The organism is Pseudideonella sakaiensis (genome assembly GCF_048320135.1).
Lineage (GTDB): Bacteria > Pseudomonadota > Gammaproteobacteria > Burkholderiales > Burkholderiaceae_C > Ideonella_A > Ideonella_A sakaiensis_A.
The window spans coordinates 3,077,626-3,096,006 of the sequence record NZ_CP182947.1; the positions used below are offsets into that span (position 1 = coordinate 3,077,626).

The following is an 18,381-nucleotide window of genomic DNA, read 5'->3' on the forward strand; positions in this document are numbered from 1 at the left end:
TGATGCAATGGCCGGCTTCCCGCCCAAGCTGACCGACCCGCGCGCCTACGACATCGCGCAGGCGATGCTCGAAGGCTTCAACCGCCACTACCGGCTGTTCCGTGCCGCCAGCGCCGGCGCAAAAAGGCTGTTCGAGACCGCCGACTGGGCCGCGCAGCAACGCGGCCAGCGCGAGCGCATCGAGTTCTACGACCGGCGGGTCGAGGAGGCGGCGCAGGCGCTGCAGGACACCTTCGAGGTCGGCCAGTTGTCGATGGATGTCTGGCAGCAGATCAAGCTGCATTACATCGGGCTGCTGATCAACCACCACCAGCCCGAACTCGCCGAAACCTTTTTCAACTCGGTGACGACGAAGATCCTGCACCGCAGCTATTTCAACAACGATTTCATCTTCGTCTGGCCGGCGGTTTCGACCGAATATATCGAGAACGAGGAGCCGGGCGCGCTGCCGACCTTCTACGCCTATTACCCGACGCTCGACAGCCTGCGCGAAACCTGGCTCGCGATCATCTGCAAATTCGACCTTGCGGTCGAGTTCGACGATCTCGGCCGCGACATCGACCTCGTGTTGCAGGCGGTCGGCCATCAGATGGGCGAGTTCAGGCTGCGCGCGAATTTCCAGATCCAGGTGCTGTCGAGCCTGTTTTTCCGCAACAAGGGCGCTTATGTCGTCGGCAAGATCATCAACGGTTTTCGCGAAACGCCGTTTGCGTTGCCGATCCTGTACAACGACAGCGGCCGGCTGATCATCGATACCGCACTGTTCAGCGAAGACGAGCTGCAGATGCTGTTCAGCTTTGCGCGCGCCTATTTCATGGTCGAGATGGAAGTGCCGTCGGCCTATGTGCAGTTTCTGCGCTCGATGATGCCGCGCAAGCCGCGCAGCGAGATCTACAACGCGCTGGGCCTGCACAAGCAGGGCAAGAACCTGTTCTACCGCGATTTCCTGTTCCACCTGCGTCACAGCAGTGACCATTTCCGGATCTCGCCGGGTATTCGCGGCATGGTGATGCTGGTCTTCGACCTGCCGAGTTTTCCTTATGTCTTCAAGCTGATCAAGGACCATTTCCCGCTGCAGAAGGAGACGACGCGCGAGAAGATCATGGGCAAATATCTGCTCGTCAAGCAGCACGACCGGGTCGGCCGGATGGCCGATACCCAGGAATACAGCAATGTCGGCTTTCCGCGCAAACGATTCGAGGAGCAGTTGATCGCCGAGCTGAAGCAGTATTGCGGCAGCCTGCTCGAGGAAGAGGGCGACAACCTGATGATCCGCCACGTTTATATCGAGCGGCGGATGATCCCGCTGAACATCTATCTGCAGGAGGCAAGCCCGGAGCAGTTGGCCGCCGCGGTGATCGAATATGGCAATGCGATCAAGGATCTGGTTGCGGCCAATATCTTTCCCGGCGACATGTTGTGGAAAAATTTCGGTGTCACCCGCAACGGCAAGATCGTCTTCTACGACTACGACGAAATCGAATACCTGACCGACTGCAATTTCCGCCGCGTGCCGGAACCGCGCAACGAGGAAGAGGAGATGTCCGGCGACATCTGGTACAGCGTCGGGCCGAAGGATGTCTTTCCGGAGACGTTTGCGCCGTTTCTGCTCGGCAATCCGGCAGTCCGCGAGGTGTTCCTGAAATACCATGCCGACCTGCTCGACGCTGCTTTCTGGCAAAGTCACAAGGATCGAATCCTCGCCGGCCATGTGCACGATGTCTTCCCCTACGACGCGGCGAGGCGTTTCTGCAACCGATCGGCCTGAGCCGATCGCACCCGGCCGGTACTGATCGGCCGCGAATCTTCAGGAGGTCCCATGTCCGATCCCATCGTCATCGTTTCCGCCGCCCGCACGCCGATCGGCGGCCTGCTCGGCGACTTTTCGTCGCTGCCCGCGCACAAGCTCGGCGCGGTCGCGATCAAGGCCGCGGTCGAGCGCGCCGGCATTCCGGGGGATGCGGTCAACGAGGTGCTGATGGGCAACTGCCTGATGGCCGGCCAGGGCCAGGCGCCGGCGCGCCAGGCGGCACTCGGCGCCGGGCTGCCGCAGTCGGCCGGTGCGGTGACCTTGTCGAAGATGTGCGGATCGGGCATGCGCGCGATGATGTTCGGTCACGACATGCTGTCTTGCGGCAGCGCCGATGTCATTGTTGCCGGCGGCATGGAGAGCATGACCAATGCGCCGCACCTGAGCCAGATCCGCAAGGGCGTCAAATATGGCGCGACCGGTTTCTACGACCACATGGCACTCGACGGCCTCGAAGATGCCTATGAGCGTCTGCCGAGCGGCGCTGGCAAGGCGATGGGTGTCTTTGCCGAGGAATGTGTCTCCAAATACCAGTTCAGCCGCGAGGCGATGGACCAGTTTGCGATCGCGTCGACCGAACGCAGCAAGAAGGCCAATGAAGACGGCAGCTTCGACTGGGAGATCGCGCCGGTCGCAGTCGCCGGCAAGGGCGGCGAGACGCTGGTCAAGTTCGACGAGCAGCCGTTCAAGGCCAGGCTCGACAAGATCGCGGGCCTGAAGGCGGCATTTCTGAAGGAAGGCAAGATCACCGCGGCCACCTCCTCGAGCATTTCCGACGGCGCCGCCGCGCTGGTGCTGATGCGCGAGTCGACCGCGAAGAAATACGGCTGCACGCCGCTGGCGCGCATCCTCGGTCACGTCGTCCATGCGCAGGCGCCGAATCTGTTCGCGACCGCGCCGATCGGTGCGATCGACAAGATGCTGCGCAAGGCCGGCTGGCGTGCGCAGGATGTCGATCTGTGGGAAGTCAACGAGGCCTTTGCTGCGGTCACGATGGCGGCGATGAGCGAGTACAAGCTGCCGCACGATATCGTCAATGTGCACGGCGGTGCCTGTGCACTCGGCCACCCGATCGGCGCCAGCGGTGCGCGGATCGTCGTCACGCTGCTCGGCGCGTTGCGCCAGCGCGGTCTGAAGAAGGGCCTGGCGGCCTTGTGCATCGGCGGCGGCGAGGCGACCGCGCTGGCGATCGAGATGGTGTGAACGCGGCTGCCCGGCCGCCGGCCGTGATCGCGGGCGCTGTCGCGCCCGCATCCGCATGAAGGTTTTCGTCATCGGCGCATCGCGCGGCCTCGGCCACGAATTCGTCGCGCAGTACCTGGCCGACGGCGCTGTCGTCTGCGCCACCGCGCGCAGCGAGGCCGACCTCGCTGCGTTGAAGCGGCAGGGCGCCCGTGCGCTGACGCTCGACGTCACGCGCGCCGAGAGTGTCGCCCGGCTGGCCTGGCAGCTCGATGGCGAGCGTTTCGACACGATCGTCTACTGCCCCGGGATCTATGGTCCACGCAGCCGCGGGCTCGAGCCGCCGACCGAGGCCGATTTCGATGCGGTGATGCACACCAATGTGCTCGGCGCGATGCGCGTGCTGCCGCAGCTGGCCGACATGTTGTCGGGCGAGACACGGATTGCGGTGATTTCGTCGCGGATGGGCGCGATCGGCCCGCGCTCGTCGAATGCCGGCTGGCTGTACCGGGCGTCGAAGACGGCGCTCAATTCGGTGCTGAAGGACCTTGCCACCGAATGGTCGGGCCGGGCGGTCTGCGTCAGCCTGCATCCCGGCTGGGTGCGCACCGACATGGGCGGCGGTGGCGCCGATCTGGCGGTCGCAGACAGCGTCGCCGACATGCGCCGGCTGATCGCCTCGTTGACGGCGCGCGACAATGGGCGTTTCATCAACCACGACGGTGCGGCGATCGACTGGTGACCCGCCGCGTCTCCGGAGGCCAGCCCAGATGATGCTCAACGAGGACCAGCGCGCGATCCAGGATGCGATCCGCAGCTATGTGCAGGACCACATCAAGCCGGCGGCGGCCCGCTGGGACAAGGACCACCACTTCCCGGCCGACGAGCTGCGCGGCCTGGCCGAACTGGGTTGCTACGGTGTCGCGGTGCCGGCCGAACTCGGCGGGGCCGGCCTCGACTACCTGAGCCTGGCGCTGATCATCGAGGAAATTGCCGCCGGCGACGGCGCGACCTCAACGATCGTCAGCGTCAACAACTGCCCGGTCTGCTCGATCCTGATGGCCTGGGCCAGCCCGGAGCAGCAGCAGCGATGGCTGGTGCCGCTGGCGCGCGGCGAGATGCTCGGCGCGTTCTGCCTGACCGAGCCGCATGTCGGATCACAGGCCGACGGCCTGAAGACCAGCGCGGTGCGCGATGGCGACCACTATGTGCTGAACGGCGTCAAGCAGTTCGTCACCAGCGGCAAGAATGCCGACGTCGCGATCGTGATGGCGCTGACCGACAAGACCGCCGGCAAGAAGGGCATCAGCGCATTTGTAGTCCCGACCTCGACGCCAGGTTATACGGTCGCGCGGCTGGAAGAGAAGATGGGCCAGCATGCCAGCGATACCGCGCAGATCCTGTTCGAGGACTGCCGCATTCCGGCCGAAAACCGGCTCGGCGACGAGGGTCAGGGGCTGAAGATCGCGCTGTCCGGTTTGGAGGGCGGGCGCATCGGCATCGCCGCGCAAAGCGTCGGCATGGCGCGCGCAGCATTCGAGGCGGCGCTCGACTATGCGAAGCAGCGCGAAAGTTTCGGCCAGCCGATCTTCCAGCATCAGGCGGTGCAGTTCAGGCTCGCCGAGATGGCCACCCGGATCGAGGCCGCGCGCCAGTTGATACACCATGCAGCGTCGCTGAAGGACGCGGGCCAGCCGTGCCTGAAGGAAGCGGCGATGGCCAAGCTGTTCGCCAGCGAAGCGGCCGAGGCCGTCTGCAGCGCAGCGATCCAGATCCACGGCGGCTATGGGTATGTGAGCGACTTTCCGGTCGAACGGATCTACCGCGACGTGCGCGTCTGCCAGATCTACGAAGGCACCAGCGACGTGCAGAAGATCCTGATCGGGCGAGCGCTCGCGTGAGCCGCGCCCGGCTGCCCGGCAGGGTTTGTCTGCGCTGCGTGCGCGCAACGCCTGAGCGGCCGAGGGCTGCGCCGGCACGCCGCCACGCGGGCAGAATCGCCGCATGAACATCATCATCCTCGGAGCGGGCCGGGTCGGCGAAAGTGTCGCCGAAAGCCTGGTCTCCGAACGCAACGACATCACGGTGATCGATACCGACCCGCGCCGGCTGGTCGCGCTGCAGGAGCGCTTCGATCTGCGTGGTGTCGCCGGCAATGGCATCCAGCCGTCGGTGCTGCGCGAAGCCGGCGCCGAGGATGCCGACATGCTGATCGCCTGCGCACCGAACGACGAGACCAATCTGGTGTGCTGCAAGATCGCCCACGATGTGTTCAACATCACGACGCGGATCGCCCGGGTGCGTTCGGAGGAATTTCCGAATGGCAGCGAGCTGATGGGCAAATCGGGCTTCGCGGTCGATCAGGTGATCTGTCCGGAAGAATCGCTGACGACCTATATCCGCAAGCTGATCAACTATCCGGAAGCGCTGCAGGTGCTCGAGTTTGCCGGCGGCAAGGTCAGCCTGATCGCGGTCCGGGCGATCACCGGCGGCCCGATGGTCGGCCACGTGATCTCCGAGCTGCCGACGCTGGTGCCGGAGGTCGAGATGCGTTTCGTTGCGATCTACCGCACCGACGAACTCGGCGTCGACCAGCAGGTGATCTGCAACGGCAGCACCCGCATCGAACCCGGCGACGAGGTCTTCGTGCTGGCCGCGACCAGCTGGATCCGCCAGGTGCTCGATGCGCTGCGGCTGCGCGACCAGCCGGTGCGCCGGGTCATCATCGCCGGCGGCGGCCGGGTCGGCCTGCGCCTGGCGCGGCAGCTGAAGAAGGATTGCCGGGTCAAGATCATCGAGGCCGAGGCGGCGCGCTGCGAATACCTGACCTCGCAGCTGCCCGGCCATGTGCTGGTGCTGAACGGCGACTCGACCGACGAGGACCTGCTGCAGGTCGAGAATGTCTCCGAGTGCGACCTCTTCATGGGGCTGACCAGCGACGATGAAGACAACATCATGGCCTGCCTGCTGGCAAAGCGGATGGGCGCGCGACGGGTGCTGGCGCTGATCAACCGCAGTGCCTATGCCGACCTGGTGCAGGGCAGCCAGATCGACATCGCGTTGTCGCCGGCGCATACGGTGATCGGCGAACTGCTGGCTTTCGTTCGGCGCGGCGACGTCGAGGCGGTCTACAGCCTGCGCCGCGGTGCTGCCGAGGCGCTCGAGGCGGTGGCCCGCGGCGACCGCAAGACATCGAAGGTGGTCGGCCGCCGCATCGACGAGATTCCATTGCCGCCCGGCACGCAGATCGGCGCGCTGGTGCGTGGCGAGGGCGACGATACCCAGGTCATCATTCCCCACCACGACACGGTGATCCAGAGCAACGATCACGTGATCGTTTTCCTCCCGCGCAAGCGCATGGTGCGCGAGGTCGAGAAGCTGTTCCAGGTCAGCGCGATCTTCTTCTGAGAACCGGACGATGTTGGCGATCCTGCCGGTTCTGACCATCCTTGGCTGGGTGCTGATCTTCTTTTCCGGTGCGATGCTGGTGCCGCTGCTGATGGCCTGGCTCGGCGACGAACCGGCGGCGGCACGTCATGCCTATGGCGGTGCATTGATCCTTACGCTGTCGGCCGGCTTTGCGTTGTGGGCGATCGCCCGGCGCAGCCGTGCCGAGCTGAAACCGCGCGACGGTGTGCTGCTGGTCTTCCTGACCTGGACCGTGCTGCCGTTTTTTGCCAGCCTGCCGCTGCTCGCCTATTTCTATGAAGCCGGCGCGCCGATCTCGTTCACCGACGCCTATTTCGAGGCGATGTCGGGCTTGACGACAACCGGTTCGACGGTGTTGACCGGACTCGATCTGCTGCCCGGTTCGGTCAACCTGTGGCGCTGTTTCCTGCAGTGGCTCGGCGGCATGGGCATCCTGGTGCTGGCGGTCGCGATCCTGCCGATGCTGGGCATGGGTGGCAGCCAGCTGTTCCGCGCCGAATCGGCGGGCCCGATCAAGGATGCGAAGCTGACACCGCGCATCACCGAAACGGCGAAGGGCCTGTGGACGATCTATGCAGTGGTGTCGGTGCTGTGCCTGCTCGCCTATCGGGCCGGCGGCATGAGCTGGTACGACGCTTGGGTCCACATGTTCGCGACCACCAGCCTCGGTGGCATGAGCAGCCACGATGCCAGCTTCGGGCATTTCAATTCGCCGCTGCTCGAATGGATCTGCGTCGTCTTCATGTTGTTCGCGAGCTGCAATTTCGCGGTCTATTTCGTCGCGATCCGCAAGCGCAGCGCATGGCTGATCCTCGCCGACCCCGAAGCGCGCGGCACGCTCGGCCTGCTGATCGGCGCCAGCCTGTTCGTCAGCGGCTTTCTGCTGTGGAAGGGCACCGCGACCGATCCGCTGCAGGCCTTGCGGCTGGCCTTCTTCAACATCGTGTCGATCGGCTCGACGACCGGTTTTTCGAGCACCGACTATGGCCAGTGGCCGGTGCTGGTGCCGTTTCTGATGCTGATCCTGTCAGGGGTTGCGACCAGCGCCGGGTCCACCGGCGCCGGCATCAAGATGATCCGCCTGATCATCCTGCTGAAGCAGGCCAAACGCGAGATGCAGCGGCTGCTGCACCCGCGGATGGTGCGGCCGGTGATGCTCGGCCAGCGCCCGGTCTCCAACGAGGCGATCTTTGCGGTGCTCGCCTACATGCTGCTGTATGGCGCCGCCGCCGCCGGCATGACGCTGCTGATGCTGGCGACCGACCTGCCGTTCGACACCGCATTTGCCGCGGTGATGGCGAATCTGAACAACATGGGCCCGGCGATCAACCAGGTCGGTCCGGCCGGCACCTACCAGCCGCTGACCGATTTCCAGACCTGGGTGCTGACGATCGCAATGCTGCTCGGCCGGCTCGAACTGCTGTCGGTGCTGGTGTTGTTCACCGCGCATTTTTGGCGAGACTAGATCGCCCTCCTCGGAGCGGCTGACGCCGCATCCACGTTAGCGGACCGGCGCTTGCGGTATTGGGGCGTGATCAAGTGGCAACCGCGGATCCGGCTTTGCCGGGCCGCCGGTTGCGCCCCCTTGAGGGGGAGCGGCGTCAGCCGCAACGGGGGTGGGTCAAACCGCCGCGATCCGCATCAGGTTGGTCGTACCCGGTGTTCCGAACGGCATGCCGGCGATCGCGACGATCAGTTCGCCGTCGTTGGCAAAACCTTCGCTGCGCGCGACGCTGCAGGCGCGGTCGGTCATTTCGGTGACGTCGCTGACGTCGGCGATGTGCACCGACTGCACGCCCCAGGCCATCGCGAGGCGGCGGGCGGTCTCGATCTTCGGCGTCAGGCTGAGGATTGGCGCCTCGGGCCGCTCGCGTGCGGTGCGCAGGCTGGTGTGGCCCGAGCTCGTATAACAAACGATCGCCGCCGCATGCAGCTTCGCAACGACGGTGCGCACCGCCGAGCAGATTGCCTCGGCGACATCGCCATCGGCCGCGACCTCGCTGTACGACGCATCGATCAGCTGGCGGTACATCGGATCGGCCTCGACCTGTTCGATGATGCGGTTCATCATCTTCACCGCCTCGACCGGATAGTCGCCGGCAGCCGATTCGGCCGACAGCATCACCGCGTCGGCGCCGTCGTAGATCGCGGTCGCGACGTCCGACGCCTCGGCGCGCGTCGGTACCGGCGACTTGATCATCGATTCGAGCATCTGCGTCGCGACGACCACCGGTTTGCCGAGCCGCCGGCAGGTGCGGATCATCCGTTTCTGGATCGCCGGCACCTGTTCGGCCGGCATCTCGACGCCCAGATCGCCGCGCGCGACCATGATCGCATCCGCCAGTTCGGTGATTTCCTCGAGCCGCTCCAGGCCGGCTGGCTTTTCGAGCTTGACGATGATCGCCGCACGGTCGCCGATCAGTTCACGCGCCTCGACGACGTCTTCGGGGCGCTGCACGAACGACAACGCGATCCAGTCGACGCCGAGTTCGAGCGCCAACGCGAGATCGCGCCGGTCTTTTTCGGTCAGTGCGGTGATCGGCAATACGACGCCGGGCACGTTGACACCCTTGCGTTCGGACAACCTGCCGCCGACCTGCACGCGGGTCTCGGCGAAATCGGCGCCACAGCGCTCGACCTTCAGCCGCAGCTTGCCGTCGTCGAGCAACAGTTCGGCGCCCGGCACCAGCGCGGCGAAGATTTCCGGATGCGGCAGGTTGACTCGGCTGCTGTTGCCTGCTGCGGCATCGAGATCGAGCCGGAATGCGGCGCCTTCGGCAAGCATCACCGGGCCATCGGCAAATACGCCGACACGCAGCTTCGGGCCCTGCAGGTCGGCCATGATGCCGATCGCGCGGCCGGTTTCCTGTTCGAGCGCGCGCAACCCGTCGAAGCGGCGGCGGTGGTCGTCGGCGGTGCCGTGGCTGAAGTTGAGCCGGAACACATCGACACCGGCAAGGAACAGCTGGCGGACCACCTGCGGGTCCGAACTGGCCGGGCCGAGGGTTGCGACGATCTTGGCGTTTCGTGTTCTGCGCACAGTCATCCCATGTCCGGTGGCGCATCGATGAAGATCGCCCGGAAGTCGTTCACATTGGTCAGCGTCGGCCCGGTGACAACCGAGTCGCCGAGCCGCTCGAAGAAGCCGTGGCCGTCGTTGTCGGCGAGGTGGTCGCGCGGCTTCATGCCCATGCCCCAGGCGCGCATCAGGCTGTCCGGCGTCAGCAATGCGCCAGCGATTTCTTCCTGGCCGTCGACGCCGTCGGTATCGCCGGCCAGCGCATGGATGCGCCGGTGGCCGTTCAGCGCGATGCCGAGCGACAGCAGAAATTCGACATTACGCCCGCCGCGGCCATTGCCGCGTACCGTTACGGTGGTCTCGCCGCCGGACAGCAGCACGCACGGTCCGGCGACCGGCTGGCCACGCCCGGCAACCTGCAATGCAATGCCGGCCAGCACCTTGCCGACGTCGCGTGCTTCGCCTTCCAGCGCATCGCCGAGGATGTACGGCGTCACGCCGGCCTCGCGCGCCAGCTTCGCAGCAGCCTCGAGCGCCATCTGCGGTGTCGCGACGAGGTGGATTTCGTGACCAGCCAACCGGGGATCGCCGGGCTTGACCGATTCGCCGCGGCCGCTTTCCAGCGCCTCGCGCACCGGCGCCGGCAGTTCGATGCCGTAGCGGCGAACGATCGCCAGCGCATCGGCACAATGGGTCGGATCGGCCGCGGTCGGGCCCGATGCGATGTCGATCGGGTCGTCGCCCGGCACGTCGGAAATCAGCAGTGTGACGACGCGGGCCGGATGGCAGGCCGCAGCGAGCCGCCCACCCTTGATCGCCGACAGATGGCGGCGCACGCAGTTCATCTCGCCGATCGTCGCGCCCGATTTCAGCAGCGCGCGGTTGACGTCCTGCTTGTGTTCGAGTGTCAGGCCATCGAGCGGCAGCGGCATCAGCGACGAGCCGCCGCCGGAGATCAGGCACAACACGAGGTCGTCGGCGCTCAGGCCGTCGACCATCTTCAGCAGCCGCTTCGCCGCTTCCAGACCGGCCGCATCGGGAACCGGGTGCGCCGCCTCGACGATCTCGATCCGCTGGCACGGCACGGCATAGCCGTAACGCGTGATCACCAGGCCTTCGATCCGACCGTCCCAGTGGTCCTCGACCGCCTTGGCCATTGCGGCCGACGCCTTGCCTGCGCCGATCACGATCATCCGGCCGCGCGGCGGCCGCGGCAGGTGCGGCGGTATCACCAGCGCCGGCTGCGCCGATGCAATTGCCGCATCGAACATCTGGCGCAGCAGGGCCTGCGGATTCAAGCCGCCGCCCTCCAGTCGCAACGCGGCATCCGCTTCGGGAACGGGCCGGCGTCCTCGTCGGTTTCTTCGGGTTGCTGCGACCGGTCGTCGGCTCGCAGCGAGTTGACGTCGCGCCGATTCATCATTTGCCCCCGATCTCGAAATTGGCCATCTTCTCGAGCGCGCGGACCATCGCCGAATGGTCCCAGGCCTTGCCGCCATGGGCTGCGCAGGCATTGAACAGTTCCTGCGCATTGGCGGTATTCGGCAGCGAGACGCCGAGCGAACGTGCGCTCGACAACGCGAGGTTCAGGTCCTTCTGATGCAGTTCGATGCGGAAGCCCGGATCGAAGGTGCGCTTGATCATCCGCTCGCCGTGCACCTCGAGGATGCGCGAGGTCGCCAAGCCGCCCATCAGCGCCTGCCGCACCTTGGCCGGGTCGGCGCCGGCCTTTGCGGCAAACAGCAGGCCTTCGGCAACCGCCTCGATCGTCAATGCAACGACGATCTGGTTCGCGACCTTGCAGGTCTGGCCGTCGCCATTGCCACCGACCAGCGTGATGTTCTTGCCCATCGCCTCGAAAACCGGCTTGACGCGGCCGAACACCGCCTCGTCGCCGCCAACCATGATCGACAGGCTCGCATTTTTAGCGCCGACCTCGCCGCCGGAGACCGGCGCATCGAGGTAGTCGCAGCCGAGTTCGTTGATCTTCTTCGCGAATTCCTTGGTCGCGACCGGCGAGATCGACGACATGTCGACGACGACCTTGCCCTTGCTGAGGCCGGCGGCGACGCCGTTGTCGCCGAACAGCACCGCCTCGACGTCCGGCGTATCGGGCACCATCGTGATGATGATGTCGGCCGCTTCGGCAACTGCCTTGCCGCTGTCGCAGGATTTGGCGCCGGCCTCGACGATCGCTGCCGGCGGCTTGCTGCGGGTATGGATGAAGAGCTGGTGGCCGGCCTTCAGCAGGTGGCCCGCCATCGGCGCGCCCATGATGCCCAGGCCGATAAAGCCGATCTTCTGTGCTGTTGCTGTCGTCATTCGTTCTTTCCGTTTCAGTGTTCAGGCGGCGAGACGGCTGCGCCAGCCCAGTCCGGCCTCGGTGCCGGCAGCGGGCTTGTATTCGCAGCCGATCCAGCCTTTGTATCCGATGCGGTCGATGTGGGCAAATACGAACGCGTAGTTGATTTCACCGCTGCCCGGCTCATTGCGCCCGGGGTTGTCGGCGAGCTGGATGTGGCCGATCCGCGCCAGATTCTTCTGCATCGTCGCGGCCAGCTCGCCTTCCATGCGTTGTGCATGGTAGATGTCGTATTGCACGAAGGCATTGTCGGCGCCGACCTCGTCGAGGATCGCGATCGCCTGCTCGGTGCGGGTCAGGTAGAAGCCGGGAATGTCGAAGGTATTGATCGGCTCGATCAGCAGCCGCAAACCGGCCTTCTTCAGCTCGCCGGCGGCGTAACGCAGGTTGTCGACTAAGGTCTTGCGCAGAGCGGCGTCGTCGACGCCGGCCGGCGCCTTGCCGGCCAGGCAGTTCAACTGGCCGACGCCGAGCACCTTCGCATAGCCGATCGCCTTGCCGACACCGTCACGGAACTCGGCGACGCGGTCCGGGTGACAGGCGATGCCGCGCTCTCCGGCATCCCAGTCACCGGCCGGCAGGTTGTGCAGCACCAGTTCGAGGCCGTTGTCGTCGAGCCGCTGCCTGATCTCCCCGGCCTCGAAGGCATAGGGAAACAGGAACTCGACGGCCTTGAAACCGGCCTTTGCAGCATGCTCGAAACGGTCGAGGAACGGCACCTCGTTGAAGAGCATTGTCAGGTTGGCGGCAAAACGTGGCATGGCGGATCTCCTGTAGGTCGTCACTCGAGCAGGCCGGCCAGCTCCAGGCCCTTGATGCCTTCGGGGTGGCGGCAGTCGATGTCCTCGAACTCGTTGATGTTGTTGATCTCGGTGCCCATCGCAACGTTGGTCACCTTCTCGAGTATCACCTCGACGACGACCGGCACGCTGTACTGGCGCGCCATTTCCTGCGCCTGAGCCAGTGCGCCCTGGATCTTCTCGGGATCGGTCACACGCAGGCTCTTGCAGCCGAGACCCTGCACGACGGCCTGGTGGTCGACGCCGTAGCTGCGCAGCGACTCGTCCTCGACATTCTGGTTCTCGAACGCGAGCTGCACGCAGTAGTCCATCTCGAAGCCGCGCTGCGCCTGGCGAATCAGGCCGAGGTAGGAGTTGTTGACCAGCACCTGCACATAGGGCAGGCGGAACTGCGCGCCGACCGCAAGCTCCTCGATCAGGAACTGGAAGTCGTAGTCGCCCGACAGGCCGACCACGGTGCGGGTCGGATCGGCGGCGACGACGCCAAGCGCTGCCGGAATCGTCCAGCCGAGCGGGCCGGCCTGGCCGCAGTTGATCCACTGGCGCGGGCCGAAGACATTCAGGAACTGCGCGCCGGCGATCTGGCTCAGGCCGATCGTCGTCACATAAACCGTGTCGCGCGGGAAGGCCTTGTTCATTTCCTCGTAGACGCGCATCGGCTTGATCGGCGTCTCGGTGAAATGCGACTTGCGGTGCATCAGCTGCTTGCGTTCGGCGCAGCGCTTCGCCCAGGTGCCGAAATCCTTCAGCTGCTTGGCGGCCTTGCGCTCGCGGGCGATCTCGACGAACAGCTGCAGCGCGGCCTTCGCATCGCTGACGATGCCGTAGTCGGGCATGAAGACGCGGCCGATCTGCGTCGGCTCGATGTCGACGTGCACGAACTTGCGGCCCTTGCAATAGACCTCGGGGCTGCCGGTATGGCGGTTTGCCCAGCGGTTGCCGATGCCGAGCACGAAGTCGCTCGCGAGCATCGTCGCATTGCCATAGCGGTGGCTGGTCTGCAGGCCGACCATGCCGGCCATCAGCGGGTGGTCGTCGGGAATCGTCCCCCAGCCCATCAGCGTCGGAATCACCGGCACGCCGGTCAGCTCGGCAAATTCGACCAGCAGCTCGGATGCATCGGCATTGATGATGCCGCCACCGGCAACGATCAAGGGCTTGTCGGCTGCCATCAGCATGTCGAGCGCTTTCTCGACCTGCTTGCGGCTGGCCGTCGGCTTGTAGACCGACAGCGGCTCGTAGGTGTCGATGTCGAACTCGATCTCGGCCATCTGCACGTCGATCGGCAGGTCGATCAGCACCGGGCCCGGCCGGCCCGAACGCATCAGGTGGAAAGCCTGCTGGAAAGCGCGCGGCACCTGCGCCGGCTCGCGCACCGTGACCGCCCATTTGGTGACCGATTTCGCGATCGATTCGATATCGACGGCCTGGAAATCTTCCTTGTACAAACGGGCACGCGGCGCCTGGCCGGTGATGCACAGGATCGGGATCGAATCGGCAATCGCGGAGTACAGGCCGGTGATCATGTCGGTGCCGGCCGGTCCGGAAGTCCCGATGCAGACGCCGATATTGCCGGCCTTCGCGCGGGTATAACCCTCGGCCATGTGGGATGCGCCCTCGACGTGGCGCGCCAGCACGTGGGCAATCGTCTGCCGCTCGCGCAGCTGCGCATACAGCGGGTTGATCGCCGCACCCGGCACACCGAAGGCCTGGCTGACGCCTTCCTTCTCCATCACCAGCACCGCGGCCATTGCAGCCTTCATCTTCGCCATCGGAGGTCTCCCGTTTGTTGATGGCCGCGATCGTCGCGCGACGCCCCCCGGCGCGGAACCCCAGGCCGTCGATAAGTGCTATTCCGTGGCGGAATACCGGATACGATCCGCCGATGGATCGCGTTGCCGCCGTTCACCTGTTCATCCGCGTCGTCGAGACCGGCAGCTTCAGCAAGGCTGCCGACGAGTTCGGCATCACGCAGCCGACCGCGACGAAGGCGGTCGCGGCGACCGAGCAGCGGCTCGGCGCGCGGCTGCTGCACCGCTCAACGCGCGGCGTCACGACGACCGAAGTCGGCGCGCTCTATTACGAAAAATGCAAGCTGATCGCCCGCGAGCTCGACGAGGCCGACAACCTCGCGACGTTGCTGCAAAGCCAGGTCGGCGGCACGCTGCGCATCACCACCTCGGTGGCATTCGGCCGCCGCGTGATGGTGCCGATGGTGCTGAGTTATATGCAGCAGCATCCCGAAGTGACGATCGATCTCGGCTTCGACGACCGTTATGTGAACCTGGTCGAGCAGGGCATCGACCTCGCGGTCAGGATGGGCCGGCTCGCCGATTCGACGCTCGGCGCGCGCTATCTGGCGACGAATCCATGGCTGATGGTCGCGTCGGCCGAGTATCTGCAACGCCGCGGCACGCCGCGATCCGCTGCCGACCTCGGCGCACACGCCTGCCTGGTCTACAGCAGCGTGCAGGGCGACGACCGCTGGAGCCTGACGCGTGCCGACGGCGAGGAGGTATCGGTGCCGGTGAAGGGGCCGCTGCGCTCGAACAATCTGTCGGCGGTGCTCGCCGCAGCCCGCGCCGGCATGGGCATCGCGGTGCTGCCGTGGTACGTCGCCGGCCATTCGATCGCCGAAGGCCGCCTGCAACCGGTGCTCGCCGACCACGGCCTGCCGGCGCAGGAGGTGCATGCGGTCTTTCCGTCGCCGAAACTGGTGCCGTCGAAGGTGACGAGCTTCATCGCCTACATGCAGCAGGCGATGGCCGGCGAGTGGTGGCACGCGGCCTCCTGAGCGCTTAGCCTCCGATCGAATCGGCATGCATCGCCGCTGTTCGTCGCAGAGCGGCCATGAGCGGCCGTCCGGCTCGCAGGTTGCGCTGACTTTTGTGGGAGGGGCTTCAGCCCCGATTCGGTATGGCGGTGTTCGCTCCTCTTGTGTTCGACGACCGAGCGGCGCGGCAGGCGGCACCCGGTCGTGGCTCATGATGCGGCGGTCCTCGCTGGCGCTCGGACTGCGCTGCGATGCTCGGTCCAGGGTCGCGCGGCGGAACTCGCTACGTTCGCTGCGCTCACTGCGCTCGGACAACCGCCGCGAGCATGTTTGTTGATGCTCGCTGCGCTCGCCGACCCTGGCCCTGGCCTTGCAGGCCGCACCGGGCCTTGCGGCCCGGTCGCTCGCAAGGCACAAGGGGTCCCCCGGACCCCTTGAGTCCGTGCTCGCCTTCTCGCCGCCGCATAAATCGCCCGCCCGGGCACCGCCTGCCGCGCTGCAACGTTGGTGCGCTTCGTCGAAGTCCTCGGTGCTGCCGCAAAGGCGTGGGCGGGTGGCTGCTGGCGCGCATATGCGCAGCCGAGAAGCGCAGGGCTTGTGGCTCGCGAGCGCAGCGAGCATCAACAACTGACTTGTCGCGGACTGTTTGAGCGGAACGAGCGAAGCGAGTGCAGCGAGTTTCCGCGACGGGCCACAAGACCGAGCATCGCAGGGGACCCGAGCGCCCTGCGCGAGGGCAAGCATCTAAGCGCAAGCGGCCGCCCGACCGCGCCTTTGCTCTCGGTCCTCGGGAGGCATTTCGCCACCGCTGGTATCGCCCGCCGCTCCCGCTCGGTGTCGGCCTGTGCCACCAGCCCGAATCGGGGCTGAAGCCCCTCCCACAAGAGTCATCACGGCCAAGCGGCCACTGGTGGAAGCTTTGATTGCGCTCGTCAGGCCGCTGTCGACGGTGTCGATGCGGCTTTTTCGCTCCACAATGTGCCACCGCTGGCCCAATCGTGTTTCGCGATATCGAAGAACACGACGTCGACGCCGTCGGGCTTGCCGCCGAGCACCCGCACGCAGGCCTCGGTCAGTTCCTTTGCCAATGCAGCCTTCTGCTGCGGGGTGCGGCCTTCGAACAGTTCGACGCGCAAGGTCGGCATGTTTTCTCCTGATGGTGTGTGGTGATGCTGCTTCAGTCGCGAAAACCCGGCGACAGCCGATCGGCGCGGCGCAGCAGGGCCGGCCATTCTGCATCGCCGTCCCATTCGCTGCCGTCGCCGAGCCACTGGCGATGGGTCAGCTGCGCCAGTTCGTCGTCGGCGACAGTGATCGCGCCGCCGGTTGCGGCCATCGCACGCAGTTGCGCCTGCACTGCGCGTTCGAGGATGTGCATCAGCAAAAAGGCTTCGGCCACCGTGCGGCCGACCGTCAGCGTCCCATGATTCGCGAGGATCAGCCCGTCGAGCGAGCCGAGCGCGGCGACCAGCCGCTGCTGCTCGTCGCTCCCGAGCGCCAGCCCTTCGTAGGCATGGCGGCCGAGCCGGCCGTGCAGCCGCATCGCCCACTGCGAGGTCGGCTGCAGGCCTTTCGGCAACATCGACAACGCGACGCCCCACGGCGCATGCAGGTGGATCACGCATTCGACCTCGGGCCGCGCGGCATGCACCGCGCCGTGGATCGCAAACCCGCTCGGATTGACCTTGCGGCCGGAACCGTCGACGACGCGTCCGGCGACATCGACCTTGACCAGCGACGATGCGCTGACCTCGTCGAAACCGAGGCCGAATTCGTTCAATAAATATACGCCGGGCTGGCCCGGCACGCTCGCTGACAAGTGGGTATAGATCGTGTCGTCCCAGCCATTCAGCGCGGCGAGCCGGTAGGCGGCGGCGAGGTCGATGCGGACGTCGGCTTCGCTGCGGGGAGGGCGGTTGGTCTGCGTCATCGTCGTATCAGGGCCGAACGGCCGGAGTCTCGATCATCATGCCGGCCGCGCGCTGCGCGAGGTACAGCTCGAGCGCGGTCAGCTCATCGCTGCCATAGGCGAAGGGTTCGGCGCGGACGCCGCTCATGCAGCCGCGCAGCCGGCGCTGCAGCGAACCCATGCCCTGCCATTCGAGGCGGTAGATCGGATAGCCGGTCGGGTGGGCCTGCGGAATCGTACTGCCGGCAAGCCGCTTGCCGGCGTATGCGTCGTGGCATTGCGCACACGAAAAATCGAGCTGGCCGAAACGTGTGCGGTACAGCCGTTCGCCGGCGCGGCGCCCCGCTTCGAGCCGCGGATCGGCCGGCGGGGCGATCGGCAGGCCGCGGGCCAGCCAGCCGAGCCAGCTCTCGAGCCCGAGCAGTTCGTCGCTTTCGGCCGCCAGCGGCGGGCGCTGCAGATGTCGCTGGCGGCACTGGTTGATGCGCCCGGACAGCGTCAACGGTTTGCCGAGTCGGCGGTCGAATGCCGGATAACGGGTTGCAACGTCCTTCAGTTGTTGGCCGTCATGGCAACGCGCGCAGTCGGCGGCAAATGTCTGCTCGCCGCCCTTCAGCCACAACCAGGCCGGGTTCTGCGTATCGTCGCGCTGCAGCGCCTGCAGCGCCGGGCTCATGTCGTCGAAGCCGGACCGGCGCGGGTCCGGCGCCTGCGCCACCACATTGCCGATGCAGACGGCGATCACGAGGCCGGCCGCAGCGCAGCGCCAGCGCCGTTCAGCCAAGCTGCAGCCTCGCGCTGTCGGCGTGTACAAAGCCGTTGTCGCCGCGCCATTCGACCCGCAGCGTGCCGCTGCGGGTCGCGCGCATGAAAAAAGCCAGCGTTGGATTGGCCGCAATCGCCGGGTACAGGTCGGCGGCAAAAACCAGCTCGCCTTCGAAGCGGCATTCGACGCGCCGGATGATGTCGCGCGGCAGCCGTTCGCCGCGTGAACTGCTGCGGTGGCCGGTTTCCATCGGGTGCTGCACCAGCACGCGCACCGCGATGATGTCGCCGGGTTTCGCCGTTGCCGGCATGTGGATCACCGAGCGGGCCAT

At 66.1% G+C, this 18,381-nt stretch carries 16 protein-coding genes; 7 read left to right on the plus strand and 9 right to left on the minus strand.

The annotated features are described in order from the left end of the window. Positions 1–7 precede the first annotated feature (7 nt). The 6 genes from aceK (at position 8) to ACNH6H_RS14030 (ending at position 7,886) form a co-directional block, all read left to right on the plus strand. The gene (gene aceK / locus ACNH6H_RS14005; RefSeq protein ID WP_418318485.1) at positions 8–1,768 is read left to right on the plus strand and encodes a bifunctional isocitrate dehydrogenase kinase/phosphatase; all 1,761 of its coding nucleotides are present in this window, start codon (positions 8–10) and stop codon (positions 1,766–1,768) included. A gap of 51 nt (positions 1,769–1,819) precedes the next feature. Beyond that, a complete protein-coding gene (locus ACNH6H_RS14010) occupies positions 1,820–3,013 on the plus strand; it encodes an acetyl-CoA C-acyltransferase (RefSeq protein WP_418318486.1) in 1,194 nt (397 codons plus the stop codon). A 55-nt stretch (positions 3,014–3,068) separates the two neighbouring features. Further along, complete coding sequence (locus ACNH6H_RS14015; protein ID WP_418318487.1) at positions 3,069–3,734, plus strand: SDR family oxidoreductase; 666 nt, start codon at positions 3,069–3,071, stop codon at positions 3,732–3,734. Positions 3,735–3,762: 28 nt separating this feature from the next. Continuing rightward, positions 3,763–4,893 carry an acyl-CoA dehydrogenase family protein gene (locus ACNH6H_RS14020; protein WP_418318488.1) on the plus strand — a complete coding sequence of 377 codons (1,131 nt, stop codon included), beginning with the start codon at positions 3,763–3,765 and terminating at the stop codon, positions 4,891–4,893. Between the two features lie 103 nt (positions 4,894–4,996). Then, positions 4,997–6,400 carry a Trk system potassium transporter TrkA gene (gene trkA / locus ACNH6H_RS14025; protein ID WP_418318489.1) on the plus strand — a complete coding sequence of 468 codons (1,404 nt, stop codon included), beginning with the start codon at positions 4,997–4,999 and terminating at the stop codon, positions 6,398–6,400. A 10-nt stretch (positions 6,401–6,410) separates the two neighbouring features. After that, positions 6,411–7,886 carry a TrkH family potassium uptake protein gene (locus ACNH6H_RS14030; protein WP_418318491.1) on the plus strand — a complete coding sequence of 492 codons (1,476 nt, stop codon included), beginning with the start codon at positions 6,411–6,413 and terminating at the stop codon, positions 7,884–7,886. Between the two features lie 156 nt (positions 7,887–8,042). On the opposite strand, the gene pyk is transcribed toward ACNH6H_RS14030, so the two are convergent. From pyk to gcl, 5 genes are all read right to left on the minus strand, one after another. Beyond that, complete coding sequence (gene pyk, locus ACNH6H_RS14035) at positions 8,043–9,461, minus strand: pyruvate kinase (protein WP_418321325.1); 1,419 nt, start codon at positions 9,459–9,461, stop codon at positions 8,043–8,045. Positions 9,462–9,463: 2 nt separating this feature from the next. After that, positions 9,464–10,711, minus strand: a complete 1,248-nt coding sequence (locus ACNH6H_RS14040) for a glycerate kinase type-2 family protein (protein WP_418321327.1) — start codon at positions 10,709–10,711, stop codon at positions 9,464–9,466. A gap of 148 nt (positions 10,712–10,859) precedes the next feature. Continuing rightward, a complete protein-coding gene (gene glxR, locus ACNH6H_RS14045; RefSeq protein WP_418318492.1) occupies positions 10,860–11,762 on the minus strand; it encodes a 2-hydroxy-3-oxopropionate reductase in 903 nt (300 codons plus the stop codon). Between the two features lie 21 nt (positions 11,763–11,783). Beyond that, positions 11,784–12,563 (minus strand): hydroxypyruvate isomerase, encoded by a 780-nt coding sequence (gene hyi, locus ACNH6H_RS14050; RefSeq protein WP_418318494.1) that lies wholly within the window; start codon positions 12,561–12,563, stop codon positions 11,784–11,786. Between the two features lie 20 nt (positions 12,564–12,583). Beyond that, positions 12,584–14,374: a glyoxylate carboligase gene (gene gcl / locus ACNH6H_RS14055; protein ID WP_418318496.1), complete on the minus strand. Its 1,791-nt coding sequence runs from the start codon at positions 14,372–14,374 to the stop codon at positions 12,584–12,586. A 113-nt stretch (positions 14,375–14,487) separates the two neighbouring features. Here gcl and ACNH6H_RS14060 point away from each other — a divergent pair, with 113 nt between their 5' ends. Continuing rightward, on the plus strand, positions 14,488–15,396 hold the full coding sequence (locus ACNH6H_RS14060; RefSeq protein WP_418318498.1) for a LysR family transcriptional regulator: 909 nt from the start codon (positions 14,488–14,490) through the stop codon (positions 15,394–15,396). A 911-nt stretch (positions 15,397–16,307) separates the two neighbouring features. On the opposite strand, the gene ACNH6H_RS14065 is transcribed toward ACNH6H_RS14060, so the two are convergent. From ACNH6H_RS14065 to soxZ, 4 genes are read right to left on the minus strand one after another with little or no spacing between them, the layout of a single operon-like run. Further along, the gene (locus ACNH6H_RS14065; protein WP_418318500.1) at positions 16,308–16,520 is read right to left on the minus strand and encodes a 4-oxalocrotonate tautomerase; all 213 of its coding nucleotides are present in this window, start codon (positions 16,518–16,520) and stop codon (positions 16,308–16,310) included. 32 nt (positions 16,521–16,552) lie between these two features. Next, positions 16,553–17,305, minus strand: coding sequence for a class II aldolase/adducin family protein (locus tag ACNH6H_RS14070; RefSeq protein ID WP_418318501.1), 753 nt, complete (start codon positions 17,303–17,305; stop codon positions 16,553–16,555). Positions 17,306–17,312: 7 nt separating this feature from the next. Then, complete coding sequence (gene soxA / locus ACNH6H_RS14075; protein ID WP_418318502.1) at positions 17,313–18,068, minus strand: sulfur oxidation c-type cytochrome SoxA; 756 nt, start codon at positions 18,066–18,068, stop codon at positions 17,313–17,315. Then, positions 18,061–18,381: a thiosulfate oxidation carrier complex protein SoxZ gene (gene soxZ / locus ACNH6H_RS14080; RefSeq protein ID WP_418318504.1), complete on the minus strand. Its 321-nt coding sequence runs from the start codon at positions 18,379–18,381 to the stop codon at positions 18,061–18,063. The genes soxA and soxZ overlap by 8 nt, the downstream gene beginning before the upstream one ends.

What these genes read in the sequence shown, in the direction of transcription:
- ACNH6H_RS14065 (WP_418318500.1), bottom strand. Translation starts at nt 16,520, where the DNA reads ATGCCGACCTTGCGCGTCGAACTGTTCGAAGGCCGCACCCCGCAGCAG.
- trkA (WP_418318489.1), top strand. Translation starts at nt 4,997, where the DNA reads ATGAACATCATCATCCTCGGAGCGGGCCGGGTCGGCGAAAGTGTCGCC.
- ACNH6H_RS14030 (WP_418318491.1), top strand. Translation starts at nt 6,411, where the DNA reads ATGTTGGCGATCCTGCCGGTTCTGACCATCCTTGGCTGGGTGCTGATC.
- ACNH6H_RS14060 (WP_418318498.1), top strand. Translation starts at nt 14,488, where the DNA reads ATGGATCGCGTTGCCGCCGTTCACCTGTTCATCCGCGTCGTCGAGACC.
- ACNH6H_RS14040 (WP_418321327.1), bottom strand. Translation starts at nt 10,711, where the DNA reads ATGTTCGATGCGGCAATTGCATCGGCGCAGCCGGCGCTGGTGATACCG.
- ACNH6H_RS14010 (WP_418318486.1), top strand. Translation starts at nt 1,820, where the DNA reads ATGTCCGATCCCATCGTCATCGTTTCCGCCGCCCGCACGCCGATCGGC.
- ACNH6H_RS14015 (WP_418318487.1), top strand. Translation starts at nt 3,069, where the DNA reads ATGAAGGTTTTCGTCATCGGCGCATCGCGCGGCCTCGGCCACGAATTC.
- ACNH6H_RS14070 (WP_418318501.1), bottom strand. Translation starts at nt 17,305, where the DNA reads ATGACGCAGACCAACCGCCCTCCCCGCAGCGAAGCCGACGTCCGCATC.
- ACNH6H_RS14020 (WP_418318488.1), top strand. Translation starts at nt 3,763, where the DNA reads ATGATGCTCAACGAGGACCAGCGCGCGATCCAGGATGCGATCCGCAGC.
- hyi (WP_418318494.1), bottom strand. Translation starts at nt 12,563, where the DNA reads ATGCCACGTTTTGCCGCCAACCTGACAATGCTCTTCAACGAGGTGCCG.
- glxR (WP_418318492.1), bottom strand. Translation starts at nt 11,762, where the DNA reads ATGACGACAGCAACAGCACAGAAGATCGGCTTTATCGGCCTGGGCATC.
- aceK (WP_418318485.1), top strand. Translation starts at nt 8, where the DNA reads ATGGCCGGCTTCCCGCCCAAGCTGACCGACCCGCGCGCCTACGACATC.
- gcl (WP_418318496.1), bottom strand. Translation starts at nt 14,374, where the DNA reads ATGGCGAAGATGAAGGCTGCAATGGCCGCGGTGCTGGTGATGGAGAAG.
- soxZ (WP_418318504.1), bottom strand. Translation starts at nt 18,381, where the DNA reads ATGGCCCGCTCGGTGATCCACATGCCGGCAACGGCGAAACCCGGCGAC.